A 21747-nucleotide genomic window follows, 5' to 3' on the forward strand; every position below is an offset into this window, starting at 1 on the left:
CCCGTGCTTCTTTCGGTGAAGAACCTCTCCACGGAGTTCCCCGTCAAGAAGGGCATCGTCCGCGCCGTCGAAGACGTGAGCTTCGACGTGGACGCAGGCGAGATCCTGGCCATCGTGGGCGAGTCGGGTTCCGGCAAGTCCGTCACCAGCCTGTCGGTGATGGGCCTCTTGGCCGAACCGGGCCACGTGGCCGGCGGCTCCATGGAGTTCGAGGGCAAGGACCTCGCCACCCTGTCCGAGAAGCAGTACCGCGAGCTGCGCGGCAACGACATGGCGATGATCTTCCAGGAGCCCATGACGTCGCTCAACCCGGTGTACCGCGTGGGCAACCAGATCGTCGAGGCCATCCGCACCCACGAGAAGGTGTCGAAGGCCGAGGCGAAGGCCCGCGCCGTCGACCTGCTGCGCAAGGTGGGCATCCCCTCGCCCGAGGCCCGCATCAACGACTACCCGCACCAGATGTCGGGCGGCATGCGCCAGCGCGTGATGATCGCCATGGCGCTGGCCTGCAACCCGAAGCTGCTCATCGCCGACGAGCCCACCACGGCCCTCGACGTGACCATCCAGGCGCAGATCCTCGATCTGCTGCGGCGCCTGCGCGACGACACCGGCATGGCCGTGCTGCTGATCACGCACGACCTGGGCGTGGTGTCCGAGACGGCCGACCGCGTGGTGGTCATGTACTGCGGCCAGGTGGTGGAGGAGGCCGAGGTGCGCGCGCTGTTCGACCACCCGATGCACCCCTACACGCTGGGCCTGCTGAAGTCCATCCCCCGCTTGGAGGACGACGACGCGAAGCGCCTGTACATGATCAAGGGCATGGTGCCGAACCCGTTGGAGATGCCGCCGGGCTGCCACTTCTCGGACCGCTGCGATTCCTGCATGGACATCTGCCGCACGAAGGTGCCGGACCTGGTGGACCTCGACGGCCACAAGGTGCGCTGCTTCCTGTACGAGAACGCCGACGGCGACGCGTTGAGCGCTGAGGCCATCGCCCAGGGCGAGGCCGAGGCGCTGGCCGACATCGAGGCGGCGCGCGAGATGGAGACCGCCGAGGCGCTGCTGGCGGCCGAGGATCTGCGCGAGACGGAGATCGAAGAGCTGGAGAAGGAAGAGGAGGCGAACCGATGAGCGAGAACACCGCGAGCAACGCGGGGGCGTCCGCGCAGGCGGACGCCCCCGAGCAGGATATCCTGCTCGACGTCCAACACCTCACGAAGCGCTTCGCCGCCGACACGAACTTCTTCGGACGCGCGACCTCCTACGTGCAGGCCGTGGACGACGTGAGCTTCCAGATCCGCAAGGGCGAGGCGTTCGGCCTGGTCGGCGAATCGGGCTGCGGCAAGACCACCGTGGGCAAGATGCTGGTGAACCTCTTGCGCCCCACCTCGGGCACCATCACGTTCGACGGCAAGGAGCTGACGGCCATGAAGCCGGCCGAGCGCAAGCAGTACTGCAAGGACATCCAGCTGATCTTCCAGGATCCCTACGCGTCGCTCAACCCGCGCATGCGCATCGGCGACATCATCGCCGAGCCCATCATCACGAACAACATCCTGCCGAAGGACCAGGTCGAGGATCGCGTGAACGAGCTGCTGGAGCGCGTGGGCCTGGCGAACTACATGCGCAACCGCTACCCCCACGAGTTCTCGGGCGGCCAGCGCCAGCGCGTGGGCATCGCGCGCGCCCTGGCCGTGAACCCGAAGCTCATCGTGTGCGACGAGCCGGTGAGCGCGCTCGACGTGTCCATCCAGGCGCAGGTGCTGAACCTGCTGGACGAGCTCAAGGAGCAGTTCGGCCTGACGTACCTGTTCATCGCGCACGGCCTGAACGTGGTGAAGCACGTGTCCGACCGCGTGGGCGTCATGTACCTGGGCAAGATGATGGAGATCGCCCCCAAGAAGGCGCTGTACGCCGACCCGCTGTCGCCGTACACCCAAGCGCTGCTGTCGGCCATCCCGTCGGTCGACCCCGCCACGAAGAAGGACCGTATCATCCTCGAGGGCGACGTGCCCTCGCCCATCGACCCGCCGCCCGGCTGCCGCTTCGCCAGCCGCTGCTTCGCGAAGGTGGACGGATGCGACGAGATCATCCCCGACCTCGTGGAGGTCAAGCCCGACCACTGCGTGGCCTGCCACCGCTACGACGAGGGCGGCCCCGGAACGGCCGTCATCTGACGACGAGCGACGATACGCGGTCCCTTCGGGGGCCGCGTTCTCTAGGAGCACCATGGCGCTTACCAACGGGCCTTCGAAGAAAACGCTGAGCGACCAGACGTACGACTTCCTCAGGGAGCGCATCCTGAACGACGTGTACCCGGCGAAGCGCAAGCTGCCGTCCGTCCGCGAGACGGCCGAGACGCTGTGCGTGTCGCGCAACACCGTGGAGCGGGCCTACCAGCAGCTGTTGGCGGAAGGGTACGTGCGCTCGAAGGAGAAATCGGGGTACTACGTCGAGGACTTCGACAAGGACGCCGTCCCTCCCGCCGGGAAAGCCTTCGTCCCGCGCGAGGGGCAGCCGGCCGAGGACGTCGGGCAACCCTATGTCGACCCCGGCACCCCCTACGATTTCTGCTACGCCAACCCTGCGCCGGCGAGCTTCCCCGTCGACGTGTGGCGCAAGCTCGCGAACGCGGTCCTGTACTCCCCCGAAGCGCAGCTCGTCAACACCTACTGCAACCCCTTCGGGGATTACGACCTGCGTTGCGAGCTGGCTCGCTACTTGTTCGACTCGCGCAGCGTGGCGTGCCGCCCCGAGCAGGTGGTGGTGCAATCGGGCATCGCCGACGGCTTCGACCGGCTGCTGAAGCTGTTCTCGCCGCGCGACGACCGCATCGCCTTCGAAGACCCCTGCCTGAGCGTCGCGCGGGCGGCGATCGTCGGCAACCGCTTCGAGACGGCGCCCTTGTCGGTGGCGTCCCCGCAGCGCTTCTTCGACGATCTCGAGCGGTCCTCGGCGAAGCTCGTGTACGTCACGCCGTCGCACCAGTTCCCCACCGGATTCACGATGCCGCTGGCCAGCAGGATCAAGCTGCTCGAATGGGCGGCGGCGAACGACGCCTACATCGTCGAGGACGACTACGACAGCGAGTTCCGCTACAAGACGAAGGCCGTGCCCTCCCTGCACGCGCTCGACGGCGACGGGCGCGTGATCTACACGAGCAGCTTCTCGAAGACGCTCTCGCCGAACCTGCGCGTGAGCTACTGGGTGCTGCCTCCCGGGCTGATGGAGCGCTACCGCGAGCGCATGGCGGTGTTCCCCTGCCCCGCATCGTGGCTCAACCAGCGCGTGCTGTACCACTTCCTCGCGCAAGGGCACTGGGAGCGCCACCTTCGGCGCTACCTGACGCTGAACAAGCGCAAGCGCGCCGCGCTGCTCGATGCGTGCGATGCGGCGTTCAAGGGCGCGCTCCAGCTGTCGGGGACGAACGCCGGGCTGCACGTGTGGGCGAAGCTCGAAGGTTGCACCAGCAGCCGCGAGCTCATCGACGCGGCGGCTGCGGCGGGCGTCGTCGTCTACCCCGTCGACTGCTTCTACTGCGATGCGGCGCGCAGCGAGCCGGGCGCGTTCATCCTCGGGCACTCCAAGATCGAGGAGGAGGACATCCGGCCGGGCATCGAGCGCCTCCGCGACGCCTGGTTCCGCTGAGCGCGCGGGTGCGGCCCCGCAAGGAGCCGCACCCGCCGCCCGGTTCGCGGCTACGCGAGCAGCGCAAGCCCCTCTTCGGCGGCCTCGCGGGCCGTTTCATGGCAGTCCACCGTGGCCGAGCCGTATCCCATGTTATGGAATCCCAAGCTCTGATCGCTGCCGTAGGCCAGGTAGAACACAGCCTTGTTGAGCAGCGTGGTGGCGCGGGCGAGCGCATCGGCGTCGGCGGAACCCGCCTGGGTCGCCTCCTCGAGCGCCCGGGTCAGGGCGTCGATCGACTCCTGGACGTCGGCCATGCCGGCCGAGAAGTCCGCCTGGCGCGCTTCCACGGCCTTCTTGCGATCGTCGGCTGAGCCGCTGTGGCAGCTCAGGCAGTTCTCGTACAGCGCCTCGTCGGTGCCGACGCTTTGCCACTGGTGCTTGGTGTAGGACGCGCCCGCCTCGTCGACCGCGGTCTGCGCGTGGCAATCGGCGCACGTCGCGCCCGCCTTGTCGTGCGTGCTTCCCAGGAAGTTGTTGAACACCACCTCGGCGGTGGGGACGATGGGCGTCTCGTTGCCCTCGGCGACGAGGTAGTCCCACACGTCGTCGGGGTCGAGGCCCACCTGGAGCAGCGACCAGGTCGAGCTGTCCGGATCCGAGAACTGCTTCGAGAAGTCGCCCATCGAGTGGCACTGCCCGCACACCATGTTGCCGTCGCTCGTCTCGATGCCGCCCTGCTCCGCGGCGTCGAGCACCCATCGGTTCACCGGCGTGAGGCTGCCGGGGTCGTTCTCGTGGCACGAGTAGCACGTGATGCCCGTGTCGATCATGTCCTTCACGGTTTCCACGTCGGCGGCGAACAGGTCGTCGCCCAGGCCCTCCATCAGCACGCTCTGGTAGGCGCTCGAATGGCAGGAAAGGCATCCCGTCATGAACGGCGCGGGATAGTCGGGCGGCGGGTTCATGACGTCGACGTGCGCGTTCACCTTCCCGGTGGCCCCGTCGTGAGCGTACGCCGCGTGGCCCGCCTCCTGGTAGCTTTGGTACTGGTCGGGGTACCGGCTCTCCCAATGGGCGGCGTCCACGATCGGCTCGGCGGACGGCGCCGCCCCCTGTGCGTCGGTCGATGCCGCCGGCTGGGCGGCGCAGGCGGTCAGGACGCCCATCACGGCCAGGGCCGCGACGATCCCGCCCAGCTTGCAGCGCGCGCTCGAAGCTCTCCCTTTCATCTTCTCCTCCTTCGTCAGCTCTTCGACATGCGTCGCCCGAAGAGCCGCACGCTCGCGATCCCCGGGTTCGCCGACCACGATATACGACGAACTGTCTTTTACCTAGGGACACATTCGCGATATTTTATGGGACAGATGAAAGGGCAGCGGGGGGCCGGAAGAGGTTGCGGCCGTCCCGCTTATGCGGGGCGGTTTTTCCTTCCGGGGCCCATGAGCAGCTGGCGCAGGCCGGGCGTGACGGGGAACTCGAAGGCGCGCTTCGTGCGCACGCGCCCCAAGAAGCCCAGGTCGACAAGCTCGTACAGGTCGGCTCGCGCCGTGGCGTAGGCCACCCGGTGGGTCTTCTGGTGCGATTCGATGCGGAACACCGCCTCGGGGTTGCTGAGGGCGACCTGGAGCACCGCGCGCTGCCGGTGGTTGATGTCGAGGTCGTCGCGGAGCGCGCGCACGAAGGCCTCGTCGCGCTTGAGCATGCGCTTGAGCTCCGACTCCACCTCGTCGAGCTTGCGGCGCACGAGCTGCGTCGTCACATTGATGTGGATGGTGTAGTCCACCTCGTCGCCGACGAGCACCTCGGCGTCCGCCACCGACGACATGACGGCGGGCGGCCGAAGCGCGCCGCGCTCCCATTCCCGGCTCGCCTTCACGATGGGGACGAACGCGAGGACGGGCCGGTGCGTCTTCCTGAACAGCAGCTTCATCATGAGCGAGCACACCATGCCGTTCCAGGCCGGCAGCGGCAGGACGCTCATGAACAGGTGCCGCACGCCCAGCGCGAGCAGCAGCGGATGCTCGTCGTAGGCGCCGCTGTTCTCCTCGATCAGCTTCGCCGCGAGCGCGAGCGCAGCCGGGCGGTCGAGCTGCTTGCGCTTCCACAGCCGCGAGCTCTGCCTCGACGGGCGGGTCGTCTGCCCCTCAACCCCGCAGGCCACCCGCTCGTACACCGCGAGGATCGTGTCGGGCGTGCAGGGCGCGTCGGCAAGCTCCTCGAGGTCCCAGGCGGCCCGATGCCAGTTCAGCAACAGCCGCTCCTCGGAGCTCTCGGGATCGCGCTCGGCCAGCAGCACCTCGCGCGCCTTCTCGTACCCGATGCTCAGCCCGTCCTCCTGCAAGGTGGCGATCGCCTCGTCCACGTGGGCCTCCACGAGGAAGTAGGTCGTGTTGCGCGCCTTCGTGGCCAGATCGAGCCACGACCCCTCGTGGCAGCGCTTGTCGATGTCGTCGAGGTCGGCCACGATCGAGCGCGTGGGATAGTACCACCCGCATCTCCCCTCCCCGTCGCGGAACGGCAGCTCGACGGCCGTCTGGCGGCGCAGGGCGTTGAGGACGTCCCACGTCTGCTCCCGCGTGAGGGCCGCCGGCGTCTCGAGCGCATCGAATTCCGTCCGCGGCAGGGGATGCTCGTCCACGAGCGTGCGCAAGCCGCAGAACACCGGGTCCTGCAGCAGCGCCACCATCTGCCGCACCGTCGCATCCGTCATCGCTTCCGCCCGCATCCCCATCGCCCCCCTCGGATCGCCCGTCGCGGGCCCCGCCTCCCCAGCTCGAGCCCGCCTGCACCGCGATCCATGTTCTAGCAGATATTGATAGTTCATCATACGCCGCGCCGCGTGCGCGTGGCAACCCTCCCCCGTTTCCCGCCTCCACGCTCCCGACGTGGGGGTTTCGCGACGGTTTTCATCTCGTTCGCCGCGAGACGCGTCTGTTCCAACTATCAATTTTCTAGATATTGACAGTTGATTCTTGCAACGCGTACCCTTCTCACCAGGGCAGATGCCCGCAAGGGAGCAAGCATCAGGGAGAGAGCTTGAAAGGGAGTGGAGACATGAGCAGCGAGAAGAGCATGACCCGCAGGGGATTCGTCGGCGCCGCGCTTGCGGGGACCATGGGAGTGGCGGCATCCTCGTTCCTGGCGGGATGCAGCGCGCCGGCCGCCTCGGGCGGCCAGGGCGAGGGAACGTGGAGCCAGGAGGCGGACGTGGTGGTCGTGGGCGCCGGCGGGGCGGGCTTCGCGGCCGCCATCGAGGCCGCGAACGCCGGAGCCAGCGTGTTGCTGCTGGAGAAGGCGGGCGCGGTGGGAGGCGACTCCACGCTGTGCGACGGCATCCTGGGCGGCTGGGGCACCAAGCTGGCCAAGGAGCAGGGCGTCGACGTGACCGCCGACGAGGTGTACGCGTGGTTCATGGGGCACCCCGAATGGTACGGCCCGAAGGATCCCGCCGTGGCGCGCGTCGAGGCCGACAAGAGCGGCGAGACCATCGACTGGCTGCAGGAGCTGGGCGTGCCGTTCGAGCAGGAGGTGGCCCCCCGCTTCGGCTACACGGAGCTGCCCGTCATCCACCAGGTGGACGGCAAGGGTGCCGAGATGATGCGCGTCCTCGCCGAGGTCGCGGAGAAGGCCGGCGTGACCACGCTGACCGACACCCCGGCGACCAAGCTGCTGACCGACGACAGCGGGCGCGTCGTCGGCGTGGAGGCGACGCAGAAGAAGGACGCCGTCCGCTTCAAGGCGAACAAGGGCGTGGTCATGGCCACGGGCAGCTTCGCCGGGAGCACGGACCTGCTGGGCACCCTCAACGCCGAGTGCGCGAACCTCATGCCCGGGTCGAACCCCGGCGCCACGGGAGACGGCCTCGTCATGGCCATGGAGCTGGGCGCCTACACCACGAGGGTGTCGGACCTGCCGCTCATGAGCTCGCTGGCCGGCGTGGAATCGGGCAGCATCGTGAACCTCAACTACGGCATGCGCCTGCACGGCCTGTGGCTCGACGCGAACGGCGAGCGCTTCTTCGACGAGGAGACGAACTACGAGAACCCCACCGGCCACCGCGCCATCGTGCGCAAGCAGAACGAGCAGGGCACCCCGCCCATCGCGCTGCTGGGCACCACGCCCGAGCTCGAGGCGATGCAGGCCACGTACCCGCTGAAGTGGGCCACCGCCGACACCGTGGAAGAGGTCGCGCAGATGGTGGGCCTCGACGGCGCGAAGGCGAAGGCGACGGTGGAGCGCTACAACGGGTTCTGCGAAGCGGGCAAGGACGAGGACTTCGGCCGCCCCGCCGACCTGCTGATCCCCCTGACCGGCCCGTTCTACGCCGCGCCCATCATGGTGAGCACGTCGGTGACCATGGGCGGCTTCAGGACGGACGAGCGGGCGCAGGCCCTCAGGCTCACGAGGCCGACCAACGGCTCGGCGACCGAACCCATCCCCGGACTCTACGCGGCCGGCGTGGTGTGCGAGTGGAACTGCGCCGCCGGCGCGACGGTCCTGTGCGCCATGACGATGGGCCGGATCGCCGGGAAGAACGCCGCTGCGGAGACGCCCGCGGCCTAGCGACGAAGACCATACGCCCCCTCCCCTCGAGAGGCCCGACCCTGATGGGCCGGGCCTCTTGCCGTGCGCCCCGCCGCGGCGCATGACCGCTACGCAACGGTTCTCCAGATCGTCGGCGAACCATGACGACGCAGCGGCCCGTTCGCGTTATCATAGACGTCGACACACGAACTCGCGCTCGCGGCCGCGCCCCGGCCGCGAGCTCCTACGGAAAGGCGGCACTGCATGGATCTCACTCCTGATCAGAAGCTGCACGGGTTCACCGTGCGCACGCGCGAGGACCTGCCCGAGATCGACGGCACGGCCTACGTGCTCGACCACGACAAGAGCGGCGCCCAGCTGCTGTACCTGCAGAACGACGACAGCAACAAGGCGTTCTCCATCGCGTTCAAGACGCCGCCCGCCGACGACACGGGCGTCTTCCACATCCTCGAGCACTCGGTGCTGTGCGGCTCGGACAAGTTCCCCGTCAAGGAGCCGTTCGTCGACCTGCTGAAAAGCTCGATGCAGACGTTCTTGAACGCCATGACGTTCCCCGACAAGACCATGTACCCCGTGGCCAGCACGAACGACCAGGACCTGCTCAACCTCACCGACGTGTACCTCGACGCGGTGCTGCACCCGGCCATCTACCGCAAGCGCGCCATCTTCGAGCAGGAGGGCTGGCACTACGAGCTGGCCGGCGACGTGGAGGCCGAAGCGGGCGACTCCGTGGTCGGCGACGCCGTGGCCGCCGCCGAGGCGGCGGACGGATCGGCGCGCCTCGTGCTGAACGGCGTGGTGTACAACGAGATGAAGGGCGCGCTGTCCGACCCGAACTCGGTGCTGTACGACGAGCTGCAGGCGGCGCTGTTCCCCGACACGGCCTACCGCTTCGAGTCGGGCGGCACGCCGCGCGCCATCCCCGACCTCACCTACGAGCAGTTCCTCGAGGAGCATCGCCGCCACTACCGCCTGGACAACAGCTACCTCACGCTGTACGGCAACGTCGACCTGAACGGCATGCTGGCCTTCCTCGACGATCGCTACCTGTCCCCCGTCGCCGACGAGCAGGCGGCCTCCGCGAGCCTCGACGCCGAGGGCGCGCCGATCGGCCCCCACGAGCTGCGCGAGCAGGCTCCCGTGCGCGCGCTCGACGTGAAGCGGAACATGGCCACCGCGCCCGAGAACGCGTGCGCGGGTTTGGGCTACGTCATCGGCAACGCGCGCGAGCGCACGCGCATGGTGGCCGTGGACATCCTCATCGACGCCATCGCGGGCTCGAACGAGGCACCGCTCAAGCGCGCCCTGCTCGACGCGGGGCTGGCGGCCGACGCGCTGGCGTTCTTCGCCGACTCGCTGCTGCAGCCCTTCGCCGTCATCCAGCTGCGCGGGCTCGAAGAGGGCGGCGCCGAGCGCTTCCGCCCTGTAGTGGAGGAAACGCTGCGCGGCCTGGCCGACGGCGGGCTCGACCGCACGCTCGTGGAGGCGTCGCTGTCGCGCGCCGAGTTCGTCATGCGCGAGCGCGACTTCGGCATGGCCGACGGCGTGGCGCTGTCCATGAGCGCGCTGGCCGGCTGGCTGTACGACGACGATGAGGCCACGTCCTACCTCAAGTACGAGGACGACTTCGCGTTTCTGCGCAAGGCGCTCGACGAGGGCTACTTCGAGCAGCTCATCCGCGAGGTGTTCCTGGAAAGCGACCACCTGGCCGAGGTGGAGATCGTCCCGGTGGACGGCGACGAGGACGCCTACGAGGAAGCGCGCCTCGCCGCCGCCGAGGCCGCGATGGCGCCCGAGGACTTCGTGCGCGTGGCCGACGAGGAGGCGGCGCTGCGCCGCCTGCAGGAGGAGCCCGACGCGCCCCAGGCGCTGGCCACGCTGCCGCGCCTGTCGGTGTCCGACATCGGGGAGGCGCCCGAGGAGCCCGCCTACGGCCTCGTGGAGGGCGCGGATGTCCCCACGCTGCGCCACGACGTTCCCACGCGCGGCATCGCCTACGCCTACCGCTACTTCGACCTCGACCGCGTGGCGTTCGACGAGCTGCCCTACGTGGCCGTGCTGGGGCTCGTGCTGGGCAAGCTGGGCACCGCGCGCCACACGGCCTCCGAGCTGGACACGCTCGTCAACGGCAAGCTGGGCAACCTCTCGTTCTTCGCCGAGATCTACGAGGACGAGGCCGACCCCTCCGCGCTCGCGCCGAAGTTCGTCGTGAGCTCGAGCGCGCTGACCGAGAACGTGCGGGAGCTGGCCGAGCTGCCGCGCGAGATCATGCTGGAGACGGACTTCTCCGACACGGGCAAGATCAAGGACGTGCTGCAGCAGCGCCGCATCGGCATGGAGCAGGGCTTCGCGAACGCGGGCCACGCCAGCGCCATGGCGCATCTGGCCTCGTACTACCTGCCGGCGGGCGTGGTGCGCGAGCAGCTGGGCGGCGTCGGGTTCTACCGCTTCCTCAAGCAGCTGCTGGCCTCGTTCGACGAGCGCGCCGACGACGTGTCCGCGCGCCTGGCCGACCTCGCCGCGCGCCTGTTCGCCGACAACGCGCTGACGCTGAGCTTCACCGGCTCCGACGACGACTACGCGCGCTTCGCGTCCGCGGGCGCGACGCTCGGGCGCACGCGGCCCGAGGACGGCGTGCGCCTCGTCGCGCCCGACCCCGTCGTGCTCAACGAGGCGTTCGTCGTGCCCACCGACGTGTGCTACGCCGCGCAGGGCTTCGATCGCCGCGCCTTCGACGCGGGCTACACGGGCGCCTGGCAGGTGGCGGCGCGCGCGCTGTCCTACGACTACCTGTGGAACGAGGTACGCGTCAAGGGCGGCGCGTACGGCGCGGGCTTCCAGACGGCGCGCACCGGCAACCTGCGCTTCTACTCCTACCGCGACCCGCACCTCGACGACACGCTGGCCCGCTTCGCCGGAGCATCGGAGTGGCTCGCCGCGTTCGACCCCGCCGCCGACGCGATGGAGGGCTACGTGGTGAGCACCGTGGCAGGGTTCGACACGCCGCTCAAAGCGCGCGCCCTCGTGCGGCGCCAGGACGGCGACTTCTTCGGCGGGCGCACCCCCGAGAGCCGCTTGGAGACGCGCGCCCAGATGATCGACGCGGACGCCGCCACGCTGCGCTCGACGGCCGCGCCCATCGCCGAGGCCGTCGCACTGAACGCCGTGTGCGTGTTCGGCAACCGCGACATCATCGAATCGTCCGATGCCGGCCTCGCCGTGGTGGACCTGCTGAACGAGTAAGCCCGCCGCCTTCCATCGCCGCCGCGGCCCCGAGCGCTCCTGCGCCGGGGCCGCGGCGCGTTCGGGGCCGCGCGTGCGCCCATCGATGTTTCACGTGAAACATCCGTTCGCCTCTCTTTCACCGCGGATCGACGCAGGATCGGGACGAAAGCGCACTTTCGGGGCCCATCCGCGCACGGTTGAGCTAGAATAAGCGGTTGGAACCGAGTGCGTGCGATGCGGACGGAATCGGGGATCGCCCCGGCCGTTGACGGCCGAGGGATACGCGCCTCCCGCCGAGCACGCGGCCGCGCTTGACTGAGCGCCGCACTAATGATAGTAATAGAGTATCAAATAGACGAGAAGAGACGGAGAAGGCGCATCATGCTGGAACTGAAGAACCTCACCTTCGAGGTGCCGCTCGCGGACGGATCGAAGGACACGAAGCGCATCATCGACGATTTGTCCCTCACCATCCCCGACGGCCGCTTCACGGTCATCACCGGCCCCAACGGCGGCGGCAAGTCGACGCTGGCCAAGCTCATCATGGGCGTCGAGCGCGCGACGAGCGGCCAGATTCTGCTCGACGGCGAGGACGTCACCGATCTCGGCATCTCCGAGCGCGCCAAGAAGGGCATCGGCTACGGCTTCCAGCAGCCCGCGCGCTTCAAGGGCATGAAGGTGAAGAAGCTGCTCGACATCGCGGCCGGCAAGAAGCTGCCGATGCTCGCGTGCAACGAGTACCTGGCCAAGGTGGGCCTGTGCTCGGCGAGCTACCTCACGCGCGAGGTGGACAAGAACCTGTCCGGCGGCGAGGTGAAGCGCATCGAGATCGCCACGATCCTCGCGCGCGACCCGAAGCTGGCCATCTACGACGAGCCCGAGGCCGGCATCGACCTGTGGAGCTTCGACCGCCTCACCGAGACGTTCCGCGACATCCACGAGGCGCGCGACGGCCGCTCCATCGTGATCATCTCGCACCAGGAGCGCATCATCCAGCTGGCCGACGAGATCGTGCTGCTGCGCGACGGCAAGGTGGTGGACACGGGCACGCCCGACGAGCTCATGCCGAAGCTGGGCTTCGTGGCGAAGGGCATCCCCGGCTGCCAGCTGAGCACGCCCACCGAGCTGCACATCACCGAGATCCCCACCACCTGCTAACCCCGCGCGGGCCGCGCGCCCGCCGCACCGCACACGAAGGAGGCCATCATGGCTGTCGACCTTTCCCCCATCGACGAGGGGCTGCTCGCCGAGATCGCCAACATACACGGCATGCCGAAGGGCGCGTTCAACATCCGCAAGGACGGGCAGCTCGTCGAGCGCCATTCGTCGGCGAACATCGAGATCGCCACGAAGACGGACAACCCCGGCATCGACATCCGCATCAAGGCCGGCACGAAGGGCGAGACGGTGTACATCCCCGTCATCGTCACGCAGGCGGGCCTCAAGGACGTCGTGTACAACACGTTCTACATCGAGGACGACTGCGACGTGACCATCATCGCCGGCTGCGGCATCCACAACGAGAGCCACCAGGCGTCCGAGCACGACGGCATCCACACGTTCTACTGTGGCAAGAACAGCCACGTGAAGTACGTGGAGAAGCACTACGGCGAGGGCACGGGCACCGGCGAGCGCATTTTGAACCCCGTGACGAACGTCGTCATGGAGGAGAACGCGAGCTGCGAGATGGAGCTCACGCAGCTGCGCGGCGTGTCGTCCACCGTGCGCGACACGAACGCCGAGCTGGGCGCGGGCGCGAAGCTCGTGCTGACCGAGAAGCTGCTGACGCACGACGACCAGGTGGCCACCTCGAACATGAAGGTGGAGCTCAAAGGCGACGATTCCAGCGTACAGGTGATCTCGCGCTCGGTGGCGCAGGACAACTCCAAGCAGATCTTCAACCCGCTGGTCATCGGCGAGGCGCAGTGCCGCGGCCACGTGCAGTGCGACGCCATCATCATGGGGCATGCCAAGGTGACCGCCATCCCCGGCATCGAGGCCGCCAGCGAGGACGCGCTGCTCGTGCACGAGGCCGCCATCGGCAAGATCGCCGGCGACCAGATCACGAAGCTCATGACCCTCGGCCTGACCGAAGAGGAAGCCGAGCAGGAGATCCTGGAGGACTTCCTGAACTAGCGCGACCCGAGCTCCCGAACCCGAAACGCCCGTCGAACCCCTTGCGGATCGACGGGCGTTTTTCGTTCGAATGTTTCACGTGAAACATTTGTTTGCGCGAACGAGTGTTTCACGTGAAACACTCGGGGGTCGGGTCGGGTCGGGCCGGGCCGGGCGCGCGCCTACCGCTCGTAGCGCTCCACGAAGTGCAGGATGACGGCGGCGCTCGTCGGGGTGCAGCGCTCCCCCTCCAGGAGGCGCTCGCACGTGGGGATGCCGCGGGCGATGATGGCCGCGGTGGCCGGTGCGGGGATGGGCAGCTCACCGTGCGCGCACGTCACGGTGCCCCGCCCCGTCTGCACGGGGGTGGCGACGATCTCGTCGGGATCGAGGGCCTCCACGGCCAGGCAGATGGCAGCCACATTGCGCAGCGCCTCGCCGTTGCCCACCTCGTGGAAGTGCGTCTCCTCCACCGCGCAGCCGTGCGCCGTCGCCTCGGCCTCGGCGAGGATGCGGTAGATCGCGCGCATGTCGTCCTTCACGCGCTCGCTCGCGTCGAGCGCGTCGATGGTGGCGTTGACCGCGCCCAGGTCGTGGTGGTGCCCCTCGGGCACCCCGGCCGCTTCCGCGGCGGCGCGCACCTGCACGCGGCGCGCCTCGGGCAGCTGCAGCAGCGCCTCGGCCAGCAGATGGCGCCGGGTGGCGTCCTCCTCCAGGTTCCAAACCAACGTCGTCATGCCGTCCTCGCTTTCACATGGTTGATCATATGGGCCTGGTAGCCCGCGCCGAAGCCGTTGTCGATGTTCACGACGGACACGCCCGAAGCGCACGAGTTCAGCATGGCCAGCAGCGCCGCCACGCCGCCGAAGCTGGCGCCGTAGCCCACGCTCGTGGGCACCGCGATCACCGGGCACGACGCGAGGCCGCCCACCACGCTGGCCAGCGCGCCCTCCATGCCCGCCACCGCCACCACGACGCTCGCCTGCGCGATGTCGTCGGCGTGCGCGAGCAGGCGGTGGATGCCGGCCACGCCCACGTCGTAGAGGCGCACCACGTCGTTGCCCAGCATCTCGGCCGTCACGGCGGCCTCCTCGGCCACGGGCAGGTCGCTCGTGCCCGCGGCGGCGATCACGATGGGACCGTTGCCGTCGGGCTCGGGCGCCTCGCCCACGATGCCGAGGCGCGGCCCCTCGCGATACGCGAACGGCAGCGAGCACGCGCCCTCCAGGCCGCGCTCGACCGCGGCGGCCTTGTCGGCGTCGAGCCGGGTGATCAGCACGCGCTCCTGCCCGTTCGCCACGAGCGCGCGGCACACGCCCGCGATCTGCTCGGCCGTCTTGCCCGCGCCGTACACCACTTCCGACACGCCCTGGCGCATACCGCGGTGATTGTCCACCGTCGCGTAGCCGAGCTCCGTGAACGGGGCGATGCGCAGCGCCCGCTCGGCCTCGTCGATGGCCGTCTCTCCCGCCGCAACGCGCTCGAGCAGCTCGCGCAGTTGTCGTTGCTCCATGTTCAACCTCTCCGTCGTCTTGTCGTTCGTCGACCATTGAACCACTTGGAGCGCACTCCAAGTCAAGCGCCTCGCCGCCCCGTCACGAAGAAAGCCCCGGATGCGGGTTCCGCGATCCAGGGCTTTCGCACGTTTGGCGCATGCCGTCGCTAGGCGGCGATGTCCTCGGGCTGCACGGCGTTCTCGCCGGCGTTCACCTCGTCGCCGGTGTTGTCGTCGGCGGGCGCATCGGCGTTGCCGTCGTCGGCGGGCGCGACGTTGTCGTCGGCGTTGTCGCCCTCGCCCTCGTCCTGGGGCTCGTCCGTCGTGTCGGCGGTGTTCGCGTCCGTCGACTTGGTGGCGCCGGCCGTCAGCGGCGTGGACGACAGGTCGAGCGCGGTGCCCAGCCACTTCGTCTCGATGACGTCGATGGTGCCGTTGCTGGTCAGCGTTGCAAGCGCCTCGGAAACGGCCTGCTTGAGGTCGGTGTTCGCGTCGGACACGCCCACGCCGTAGCCGACCGCCTGCTGCATGAGCGCCACGATGTGGACGTCGTAGCCCGCACTGTGCGCCGCGTACGTGCCGATGATGGCGTCGGCCGCCACGTACTGCACCTGACCCGATTCGAGTTCGGCGAAAGCGCTCTTGAGGTCGTTGGTCGTGGAGAAGGCGGCCTTGTCGAACTCGTTGGTCACCGCCCAGGCGCTCTTCGACGACACCTGCGCGGCGATCTTCGTCTCGGCGGTGTTCGTGGGAACCTGGGTGTTGGAAGGCGTGGAGAACAGCGCCACGGCCGTGGGCAGGTAGGCGTCCGACTTCCAGAACGAGGTGCTGCTGTCGGACTTGTCGATGCCCATGACGATGTCGACGGTCCCCTCCTTGAGCGCCGATTCCGCGTCGGACCCCACGTCGACGATCTCGAGCTTCAACCCGAAGCTGTCGGCCAGCGCGGCCGCCACGTCCACGTCGATGCCGACGATCTTGGACGACGATTCGGGCTGGCCCGCCAAGGGCTGGTTGTCGGTGTTCACGCCGACGCGCAACGTGCCGTCCTTGCCGATGGTCGGCGACGACAGCGTGGCCGCTTTCTCGGGGGGAGTGTAGCTCTGCTGCGATGAGCAGCCCGTCAGAACGGCGAGCAGGGCTGCCATGCACGCGACCGCCATGCAGCAGGACGCGAGCGTTTTATAACGCTTCATAACCGGTGAGCCTCCATCTAGCTTGATCTTCATGCTGCCTCTTTCGACTGACCTAGTCTTTGCCCCCACACTCGCGCACTGGAGCTCAGCTTGCGCCTTGCCCTCTCGCCCGTCGCAACCGTATGTCGCGATACGCGGGCGGTGCGGCTTACCTCTAGGATACGCCATGATCGTCGCGCGGAAACCGCGTGGCTTACGTGGGTCCTTTCGACCGCATCTGCCGTGGACTGAGGTTGAAAAACCCGCAACTACAGACTCGAAAGAAGCGCCATTCAGTGTACCAGATCATGAAAACGCCTGAAAGCGCCGCCTCACAATCTGCGAGAAACGCGCCGGATGCGCACGAACGACGCGGGCGCGGCAGCGCGCGGATGGGGTGCGAGGGGCGCGCAGGCGCGTTGGAACGGCGTGGGATCCGCGGGGGAAACGGGGGCGAAGCGCGGGGGATCGGCGGGGAAACCGCGCGGGATCGGCGCGAGAACGGCGGGTGCCGCACGTGCGAGCGCGGTGTGCGGCGCGTGGAACGCCCCGTGCTATCCTCGAAGGATGACGAAGACCCGCACAGCAACCGCCCTCTCATCCGCGCCGCGCCCGCGCAGCGGCGCCCTCGCGCGCCCGCTTCCCCCGCGCCGATCCCGCGTGGCGCAGACCACGCGCCTCTATGGCCGCGGCGCGGCCGAGGCCATCGCCGAGACGCTGTGGCCCACGCGCTGCGCCGTGTGCGACGCGCCCGGCGAGGTGCTGTGCGCAGCGTGCCGCCTCAACCTGCGGCACGTCGACTGGTGGCGCGCCTGCCCGCGCTGCGGCGCGCCGTTCGGGCGCGTGCAGTGCAGCGAGTGCAACGACGTGATGCTGGCCGCAACCGGACGCGACGAGCCTCCCTTCGACGCCTGCGCGAGCGCCGTGGCCTACGACGACGCCGCGGCGCGCATCGTGCGCACCTGGAAGGACGCCGGGGAGCGGCGGCTCGCCGAGACCATGGCCGCGCTCATGGCGCCGATGGTGCCGCCGTCGTGGCGCTCCGAGCATCCGGCGATCGTGCCCGTGCCGGCCACCGGCGCCGCACGGCGTCGACGCGGCTTCGACCACGGCGAGGAGCTGGCGACGGCCGTGGCATCCCTCCTCGAGCTCGACGTGGCGCCCCTGCTCGCCCGCCCTCGCAACCGCGACCAGCGCGCCCTCGCCCGGCGCGACCGGCTCGCGAACATGGAAGGCCGCTTCATCCCCCTGCCGGGCGCGAGCGCGCCGCCCTCGGTCATCGTGGTGGACGACGTGTACACCACCGGCGCCACCCTGTTCGCCGCAGCCGACGCCGTCCGCGCCGCCGGCGCCCGAACCGTCCGCTGTCTCACCTTCGCCCGCGTCTGGTAAGGAACCCTGCACGATGAGGAGAACGTCACCGAAACCGTCGCCCGAAGCGCACGGCTTTCGGCGCGGTTCCGCGCTTTCGGAAGGTCGCGCCCACAAAAAAGCGGCGGGCCGAGGCTCGCCGCTTTCACGTGTTGCTTGTCGGTCGAAGCGCTAGATGATGCGCTCGCGCTGCTTCTGGGGAGCGGCGCTGGCGGCGTCGGAGAGCTCGGCCACGTCCACCGAGATGCTGTGCTTGATGGGCTTCCAGTTGCACTTCTTCACGAGCGCGACGAGCGCGATGGGGATGTAGGTCATCATGAACACGGGGAACGTGAACATGTACAGCACCTTCTTGCCCGTGGTGGAGCGGATGGAATCCCATTCCACGAACGTGGTGAGCACGCCGAACATGAACATAAAGATGAAGTAGTTCATCAGGCAGAACAGGATGGACGACAGCGACGAGGCCACCATGATGCCCGTGGACATGGCGCCGGTGAGGCTGAGGAACACGATGATGGCGTTGAACAGCACCGACACGATGGTCAGCAGCATGCCCGGCGCGATGGTCATGAGCATGTCGTAGCAGGCGAAGCGCGCGCCCTTCGGGTTCACGGCGATGCCCTTCGCCAGACGGGCGCCGTAGTGCCAGAACACCTGGTAGAAGCCCTTGGCCCAGCGGAAGCGCTGGTTCCACGAGTCGCGGAACGTGATGGGCTGCTCGTCGTAGAGGATAGCCGTGGGCGTGTAGCTGATGCGCGTGCCCTCGAGGATGCTGTTCGCCGAGAACTCGATGTCCTCGGTGAGCAGGTGCCACTTCCAGCCGCCGTTCTTCTCGATGATGTCGGCGGCGATGAAGAAGCCCGTGCCCGACACGGCGCAGCTCGTGTTGAGCGTGAGGCGCGCCTGGTTCAGGAACTTGGCCTCGCGCAGGAACCACACGGCGTAGCCGGCGGAGATCCAGTTGGAGTCGTAGTTCTTGGAGTTGCGGTAGCTGGTGGAGGCCTTCGCGCCGTTGTCGTAGGTCTTGTTCATCTCGCGGAAGTAGTTCACGTCCAGCACGTTGTCGGCGTCGAACACGAAGAACGCCTCGTAGCCCTTGTCGGCGTAGCGCTCGCGGATGCACTGGAAGCCGTAGTCGAGCGCGTAGCCCTTGCCCACTTCCTTGTCGTTCGTGCGGGGGAACACGACGGCGCCGGCCTCGCGGGCCACCTCGGCGGTGTCGTCCGTGCAGTTGTCGGCGATGACGAACACGTCGATGAGCTCGGAGGGGTAGTTCTGCACCTTGATGGAGTGGATGAGGTCGCCGATGACGGCGCTCTCGTTGCGCGCGGAGATGACCGCGGCGAACTTGTGGTTCTTCTTCGCCGTAAGAACCTTGGGCTTACGCGTCAGCACCACGAACACGTAGTACAGCTGATACGTGTAGCAGATCGTGAACGTGAGAAACACGCAGAAGTTGAATATATCAACGAACGAGATCTGCGAAAAAAACTGGTCCAGCACCTTTGCTCCTTTGTCGGGCCGCGAACCTGCTTGGCGACCGTGCCATCGCGCACCCGTCTTGTGCGGGTCGCGCTCCGCCCCCCTTGGTGTTGTTCGGTTTCGTCTGAGGGTTGTGCGGAACGCCGACGAGCCCTGCCGATGACGCGAGGGCTGCTATGCGTTCCAAGCTGGACAGATTATAGCGGGTGGGCGGCCGTTCGGGGCAACAACGAGTCCGTTCGTTACCGTTTCTTCCGAATTTGAGGCGATAAATCACCGGTATTCACAAAGGTTCTGCATATGAACTTCATAAATGGGTCGGCCCGGCTATGATAATCTGAGAGATCGAGAATCGAACGTTCCCTTATGTCAACGGAGGCATACCCTTGAACTACGACATCAAAGACATCGCGCTGGCCGACGAGGGCCTCGCCCGCATCGAGTGGGCCGACCGCGACATGCCCGTGCTCGCGTCCATCCGCGAGCGCTTCGAGCGCGAGAAGCCGCTCGAGGGCGTGCGCATCGGCGCCTGCATGCACGTGACCACCGAGACGGCAAACCTCATGCGCGCGCTCACGGCCTCCGGCGCGCAGGTGACGCTGTGCGCCTCCAACCCGCTGTCCACCCAGGACGACACGGCCGCGTCGCTCGTGCGCGACTTCGGCATCGACGTGTTCGCCGTCGCCGGCGAGGACGCCGACACCTACAACCGCCACATCGAGGCCGTCATCGCCACCGACCCGCAGATCGTCATGGACGACGGCGCCGACCTCGACACGGCGCTGCACACGCGCTTCACCGACAAGCTGCAGCACGTGGTGGGCGGCACCGAGGAGACCACGACGGGCGTCGTGCGCCTCATGTCCATGGCAGCCGAGGGGACCCTCGCCTACCCCGTGTTCAACATCAACGACGCCAACACGAAGCACTGCTTCGACAACCACTACGGCACCGGCCAGTCCACGCTCGACGGCATCGTGCGCGCCACGAACCGCCTGCTGTGCGGCCGCACCATCGTGATCTCGGGCTACGGCTACTGCGGCAGCGGATTGGCCCTGCGCGCGAAGGGCATGGGCATGCGCGTCGTCGTGTGCGAGGTCGACCCGCTCAAGGCGCTCGAGGCGCACATGGAGGGCTACGAGGTGATGCCCGCGGCCGAGGCGGCGCGCCTCGCCGATGTGTGGGTGACCGTGACGGGCAACTGCAAGGTGGTGGACGGCCCGGCCTTCGAGAACATGAAGGACGGCGCGATCATCTGCAACTCGGGGCACTTCGACTCCGAGATCAACCTCGAATGGCTCGAGGCGAACTCCGTCAAGAAAGAGGAGATCAAACCGCTCGTCGAGGAGTACACGCTGCCGGACGGCCGCACGGTCATCGTGCTGGCGCAGGGGCGCCTCGTGAACCTGTCGTGCGCCGAAGGACACCCCGCCAGCGTGATGGACATGAGCTTCGCGAACCAGGCGCTGGCCGCCGAGTACCTGTTCCAGCACGCGAGCGAGCTGGAGAACAAGGTGTACGACGTGCCGGCCGCCATCGACGACGGCGTGGCCCGCGTGAAGCTGGAGACGCTCGGCATCGAGATCGACGAGCTCACGGAAGAGCAGATCGCGTACATGAGCTCCTGGAACTTCGAGACGCTGTAAGGGCCGAAGCCCCCTCCCCTGCAGGTAACGAACCCGGCGCCGCGACGCGCCGGGTTCTTTTTTCGCCTATACTGCGAGATGGACGGCAAACCCGCGTCGGGCGCCTGGAACGCCCGCAGAAGGAGGCGTTTGACATGGTCGATTACGCATTGGACGGCAAGGTCGCCATCGTGACCGGGGCCGCGGGGGCGGGCGCGGGCGGCACAGGCCTCGCCATCGCTGCGCAGCTGGCGGAGAACGGCGCCAAGGTGGTCATGGCCGACATCAACCCCGCCGGCAAGCAGCGCTCCGACGAGCTGAACGAGCGCGGCTTCGACACCGCGTTCGCGGAATTCGACCTCGCCCAGGAGGACGCGATCGTCGCGCTCGTCGAGGGCGCGGTGAGCCGCTACGGCAAGCTCGACATCGTGGTCAACAGCGGGTTCATGCAGCTCAAGGAGGGCCAGGTGGCCGAGACGGACGTCGAGACATGGGACCGCGTCTTCGCCGTCAACATGCGCGGCACCTTCCTCATGGTGCGCCACAGCCTGCCCCACCTGCTCGAGCGCGGCGGCGCCATCGTCAACGTCAGCTCCACGGCCTCGCTCGTGGCCGAGGACAACACGGCCGCCTACGCCTGCTGCAAGGCCGGCGTCAACGCGCTCACCCGCTCGGTGGCCGTGCAGTACGGCGACAGGGGCGTGCGCTGCAACGCCGTGGTTCCCGGCTCCATCCTCAACGACCAGGTGCTCGCGTACGCCGCGACGAACGAGTCGGTGCAGTTCCAGTTCGACATGCTCAAGCGCCACGCGCCCCTCAAGCGCTACGGCGCGGCCGAGGACATCGCGAACACCGTGCTGTTCCTGGCCAGCCCGTTGGCGCGCAACATCACCGGCCAGGCCGTCGTGTGCGACGGCGGCTATTCCATCCGCTCGGGCATGTGGGCCGACGTCCACGAGTACAAGCAGGACCACCCCTGGGACACGATGTAGAAAGTTCCGCTTGACTTGGAGCGCGCTCCAGGGTTCATGATAGGCGTCGAAGCAACGGACGCACGATCATGATTCGCGATAGGAGATGC

General features: G+C 68.1%; 16 protein-coding genes. 10 read left to right on the plus strand and 6 right to left on the minus strand.

Annotated elements, in window-relative coordinates:
* The first annotated feature begins 3 nt into the window (after positions 1–3).
* From H8S61_RS17780 to pdxR, 3 genes are read left to right on the plus strand one after another with little or no spacing between them, the layout of a single operon-like run.
* Positions 4–1131 carry an ABC transporter ATP-binding protein gene (locus H8S61_RS17780; protein ID WP_186939460.1) on the plus strand — a complete coding sequence of 376 codons (1128 nt, stop codon included), beginning with the start codon at positions 4–6 and terminating at the stop codon, positions 1129–1131.
* The gene (locus H8S61_RS14435; RefSeq protein ID WP_186939461.1) at positions 1128–2177 is read left to right on the plus strand and encodes an ABC transporter ATP-binding protein; all 1050 of its coding nucleotides are present in this window, start codon (positions 1128–1130) and stop codon (positions 2175–2177) included. The genes H8S61_RS17780 and H8S61_RS14435 overlap by 4 nt, the downstream gene beginning before the upstream one ends.
* A gap of 52 nt (positions 2178–2229) precedes the next feature.
* Entirely contained in the window at positions 2230–3648 is a 1419-nt protein-coding gene (gene pdxR, locus H8S61_RS14440; RefSeq protein WP_186939462.1) for a MocR-like pyridoxine biosynthesis transcription factor PdxR, read from the plus strand.
* Between the two features lie 50 nt (positions 3649–3698).
* Here pdxR and H8S61_RS14445 read toward each other — a convergent pair whose 3' ends face one another.
* Together H8S61_RS14445 and H8S61_RS14450 are read right to left on the minus strand one after the other, a co-directional pair.
* Positions 3699–4859, minus strand: a complete 1161-nt coding sequence (locus H8S61_RS14445) for an ammonia-forming cytochrome c nitrite reductase subunit c552 (RefSeq protein WP_186939463.1) — start codon at positions 4857–4859, stop codon at positions 3699–3701.
* A gap of 179 nt (positions 4860–5038) precedes the next feature.
* Entirely contained in the window at positions 5039–6361 is a 1323-nt protein-coding gene (locus H8S61_RS14450) for a Fic family protein (RefSeq protein WP_186939464.1), read from the minus strand.
* 323 nt (positions 6362–6684) lie between these two features.
* Here H8S61_RS14450 and H8S61_RS14455 point away from each other — a divergent pair, with 323 nt between their 5' ends.
* From H8S61_RS14455 to H8S61_RS14470, 4 genes are all read left to right on the plus strand, one after another.
* Positions 6685–8193: an FAD-dependent oxidoreductase gene (locus H8S61_RS14455; protein ID WP_186939465.1), complete on the plus strand. Its 1509-nt coding sequence runs from the start codon at positions 6685–6687 to the stop codon at positions 8191–8193.
* A gap of 225 nt (positions 8194–8418) precedes the next feature.
* Positions 8419–11418, plus strand: coding sequence for an insulinase family protein (locus H8S61_RS14460; protein WP_186939466.1), 3000 nt, complete (start codon positions 8419–8421; stop codon positions 11416–11418).
* A gap of 363 nt (positions 11419–11781) precedes the next feature.
* Positions 11782–12558 (plus strand): ABC transporter ATP-binding protein, encoded by a 777-nt coding sequence (locus tag H8S61_RS14465; protein ID WP_160943224.1) that lies wholly within the window; start codon positions 11782–11784, stop codon positions 12556–12558.
* Positions 12559–12606: 48 nt separating this feature from the next.
* Positions 12607–13536 carry a SufB/SufD family protein gene (locus H8S61_RS14470; protein WP_186939467.1) on the plus strand — a complete coding sequence of 310 codons (930 nt, stop codon included), beginning with the start codon at positions 12607–12609 and terminating at the stop codon, positions 13534–13536.
* A 161-nt stretch (positions 13537–13697) separates the two neighbouring features.
* Here H8S61_RS14470 and larC read toward each other — a convergent pair whose 3' ends face one another.
* The 3 genes from larC to H8S61_RS14485 form a co-directional block, all read right to left on the minus strand.
* Positions 13698–14252 (minus strand): nickel pincer cofactor biosynthesis protein LarC, encoded by a 555-nt coding sequence (gene larC, locus H8S61_RS14475; protein WP_186939468.1) that lies wholly within the window; start codon positions 14250–14252, stop codon positions 13698–13700.
* On the minus strand, positions 14249–15028 hold the full coding sequence (gene larB, locus H8S61_RS14480; RefSeq protein WP_160943221.1) for a nickel pincer cofactor biosynthesis protein LarB: 780 nt from the start codon (positions 15026–15028) through the stop codon (positions 14249–14251). The genes larC and larB overlap by 4 nt, the downstream gene beginning before the upstream one ends.
* A gap of 149 nt (positions 15029–15177) precedes the next feature.
* Positions 15178–16206: a substrate-binding periplasmic protein gene (locus H8S61_RS14485; protein ID WP_186939469.1), complete on the minus strand. Its 1029-nt coding sequence runs from the start codon at positions 16204–16206 to the stop codon at positions 15178–15180.
* 639 nt (positions 16207–16845) lie between these two features.
* Here H8S61_RS14485 and H8S61_RS14490 point away from each other — a divergent pair.
* Positions 16846–17577 (plus strand): double zinc ribbon domain-containing protein, encoded by a 732-nt coding sequence (locus H8S61_RS14490; RefSeq protein ID WP_366458509.1) that lies wholly within the window; start codon positions 16846–16848, stop codon positions 17575–17577.
* A 150-nt stretch (positions 17578–17727) separates the two neighbouring features.
* On the opposite strand, the gene H8S61_RS14495 is transcribed toward H8S61_RS14490, so the two are convergent.
* Positions 17728–19062 (minus strand): glycosyltransferase family 2 protein, encoded by a 1335-nt coding sequence (locus H8S61_RS14495; protein WP_186939471.1) that lies wholly within the window; start codon positions 19060–19062, stop codon positions 17728–17730.
* Between the two features lie 365 nt (positions 19063–19427).
* On the opposite strand from H8S61_RS14495, the gene ahcY reads away from it, so the two are divergent.
* Entirely contained in the window at positions 19428–20687 is a 1260-nt protein-coding gene (gene ahcY / locus H8S61_RS14500; protein ID WP_186939472.1) for an adenosylhomocysteinase, read from the plus strand.
* 134 nt (positions 20688–20821) lie between these two features.
* A complete protein-coding gene (locus H8S61_RS14505) occupies positions 20822–21658 on the plus strand; it encodes an SDR family oxidoreductase (RefSeq protein ID WP_186939473.1) in 837 nt (278 codons plus the stop codon).
* The last annotated feature ends 89 nt before the right edge of the window (positions 21659–21747 follow it).

Source organism: Eggerthella hominis (genome assembly GCF_014287365.1).
In the GTDB taxonomy this organism is placed as follows: Bacteria; Actinomycetota; Coriobacteriia; order Coriobacteriales; family Eggerthellaceae; genus Eggerthella; species Eggerthella guodeyinii.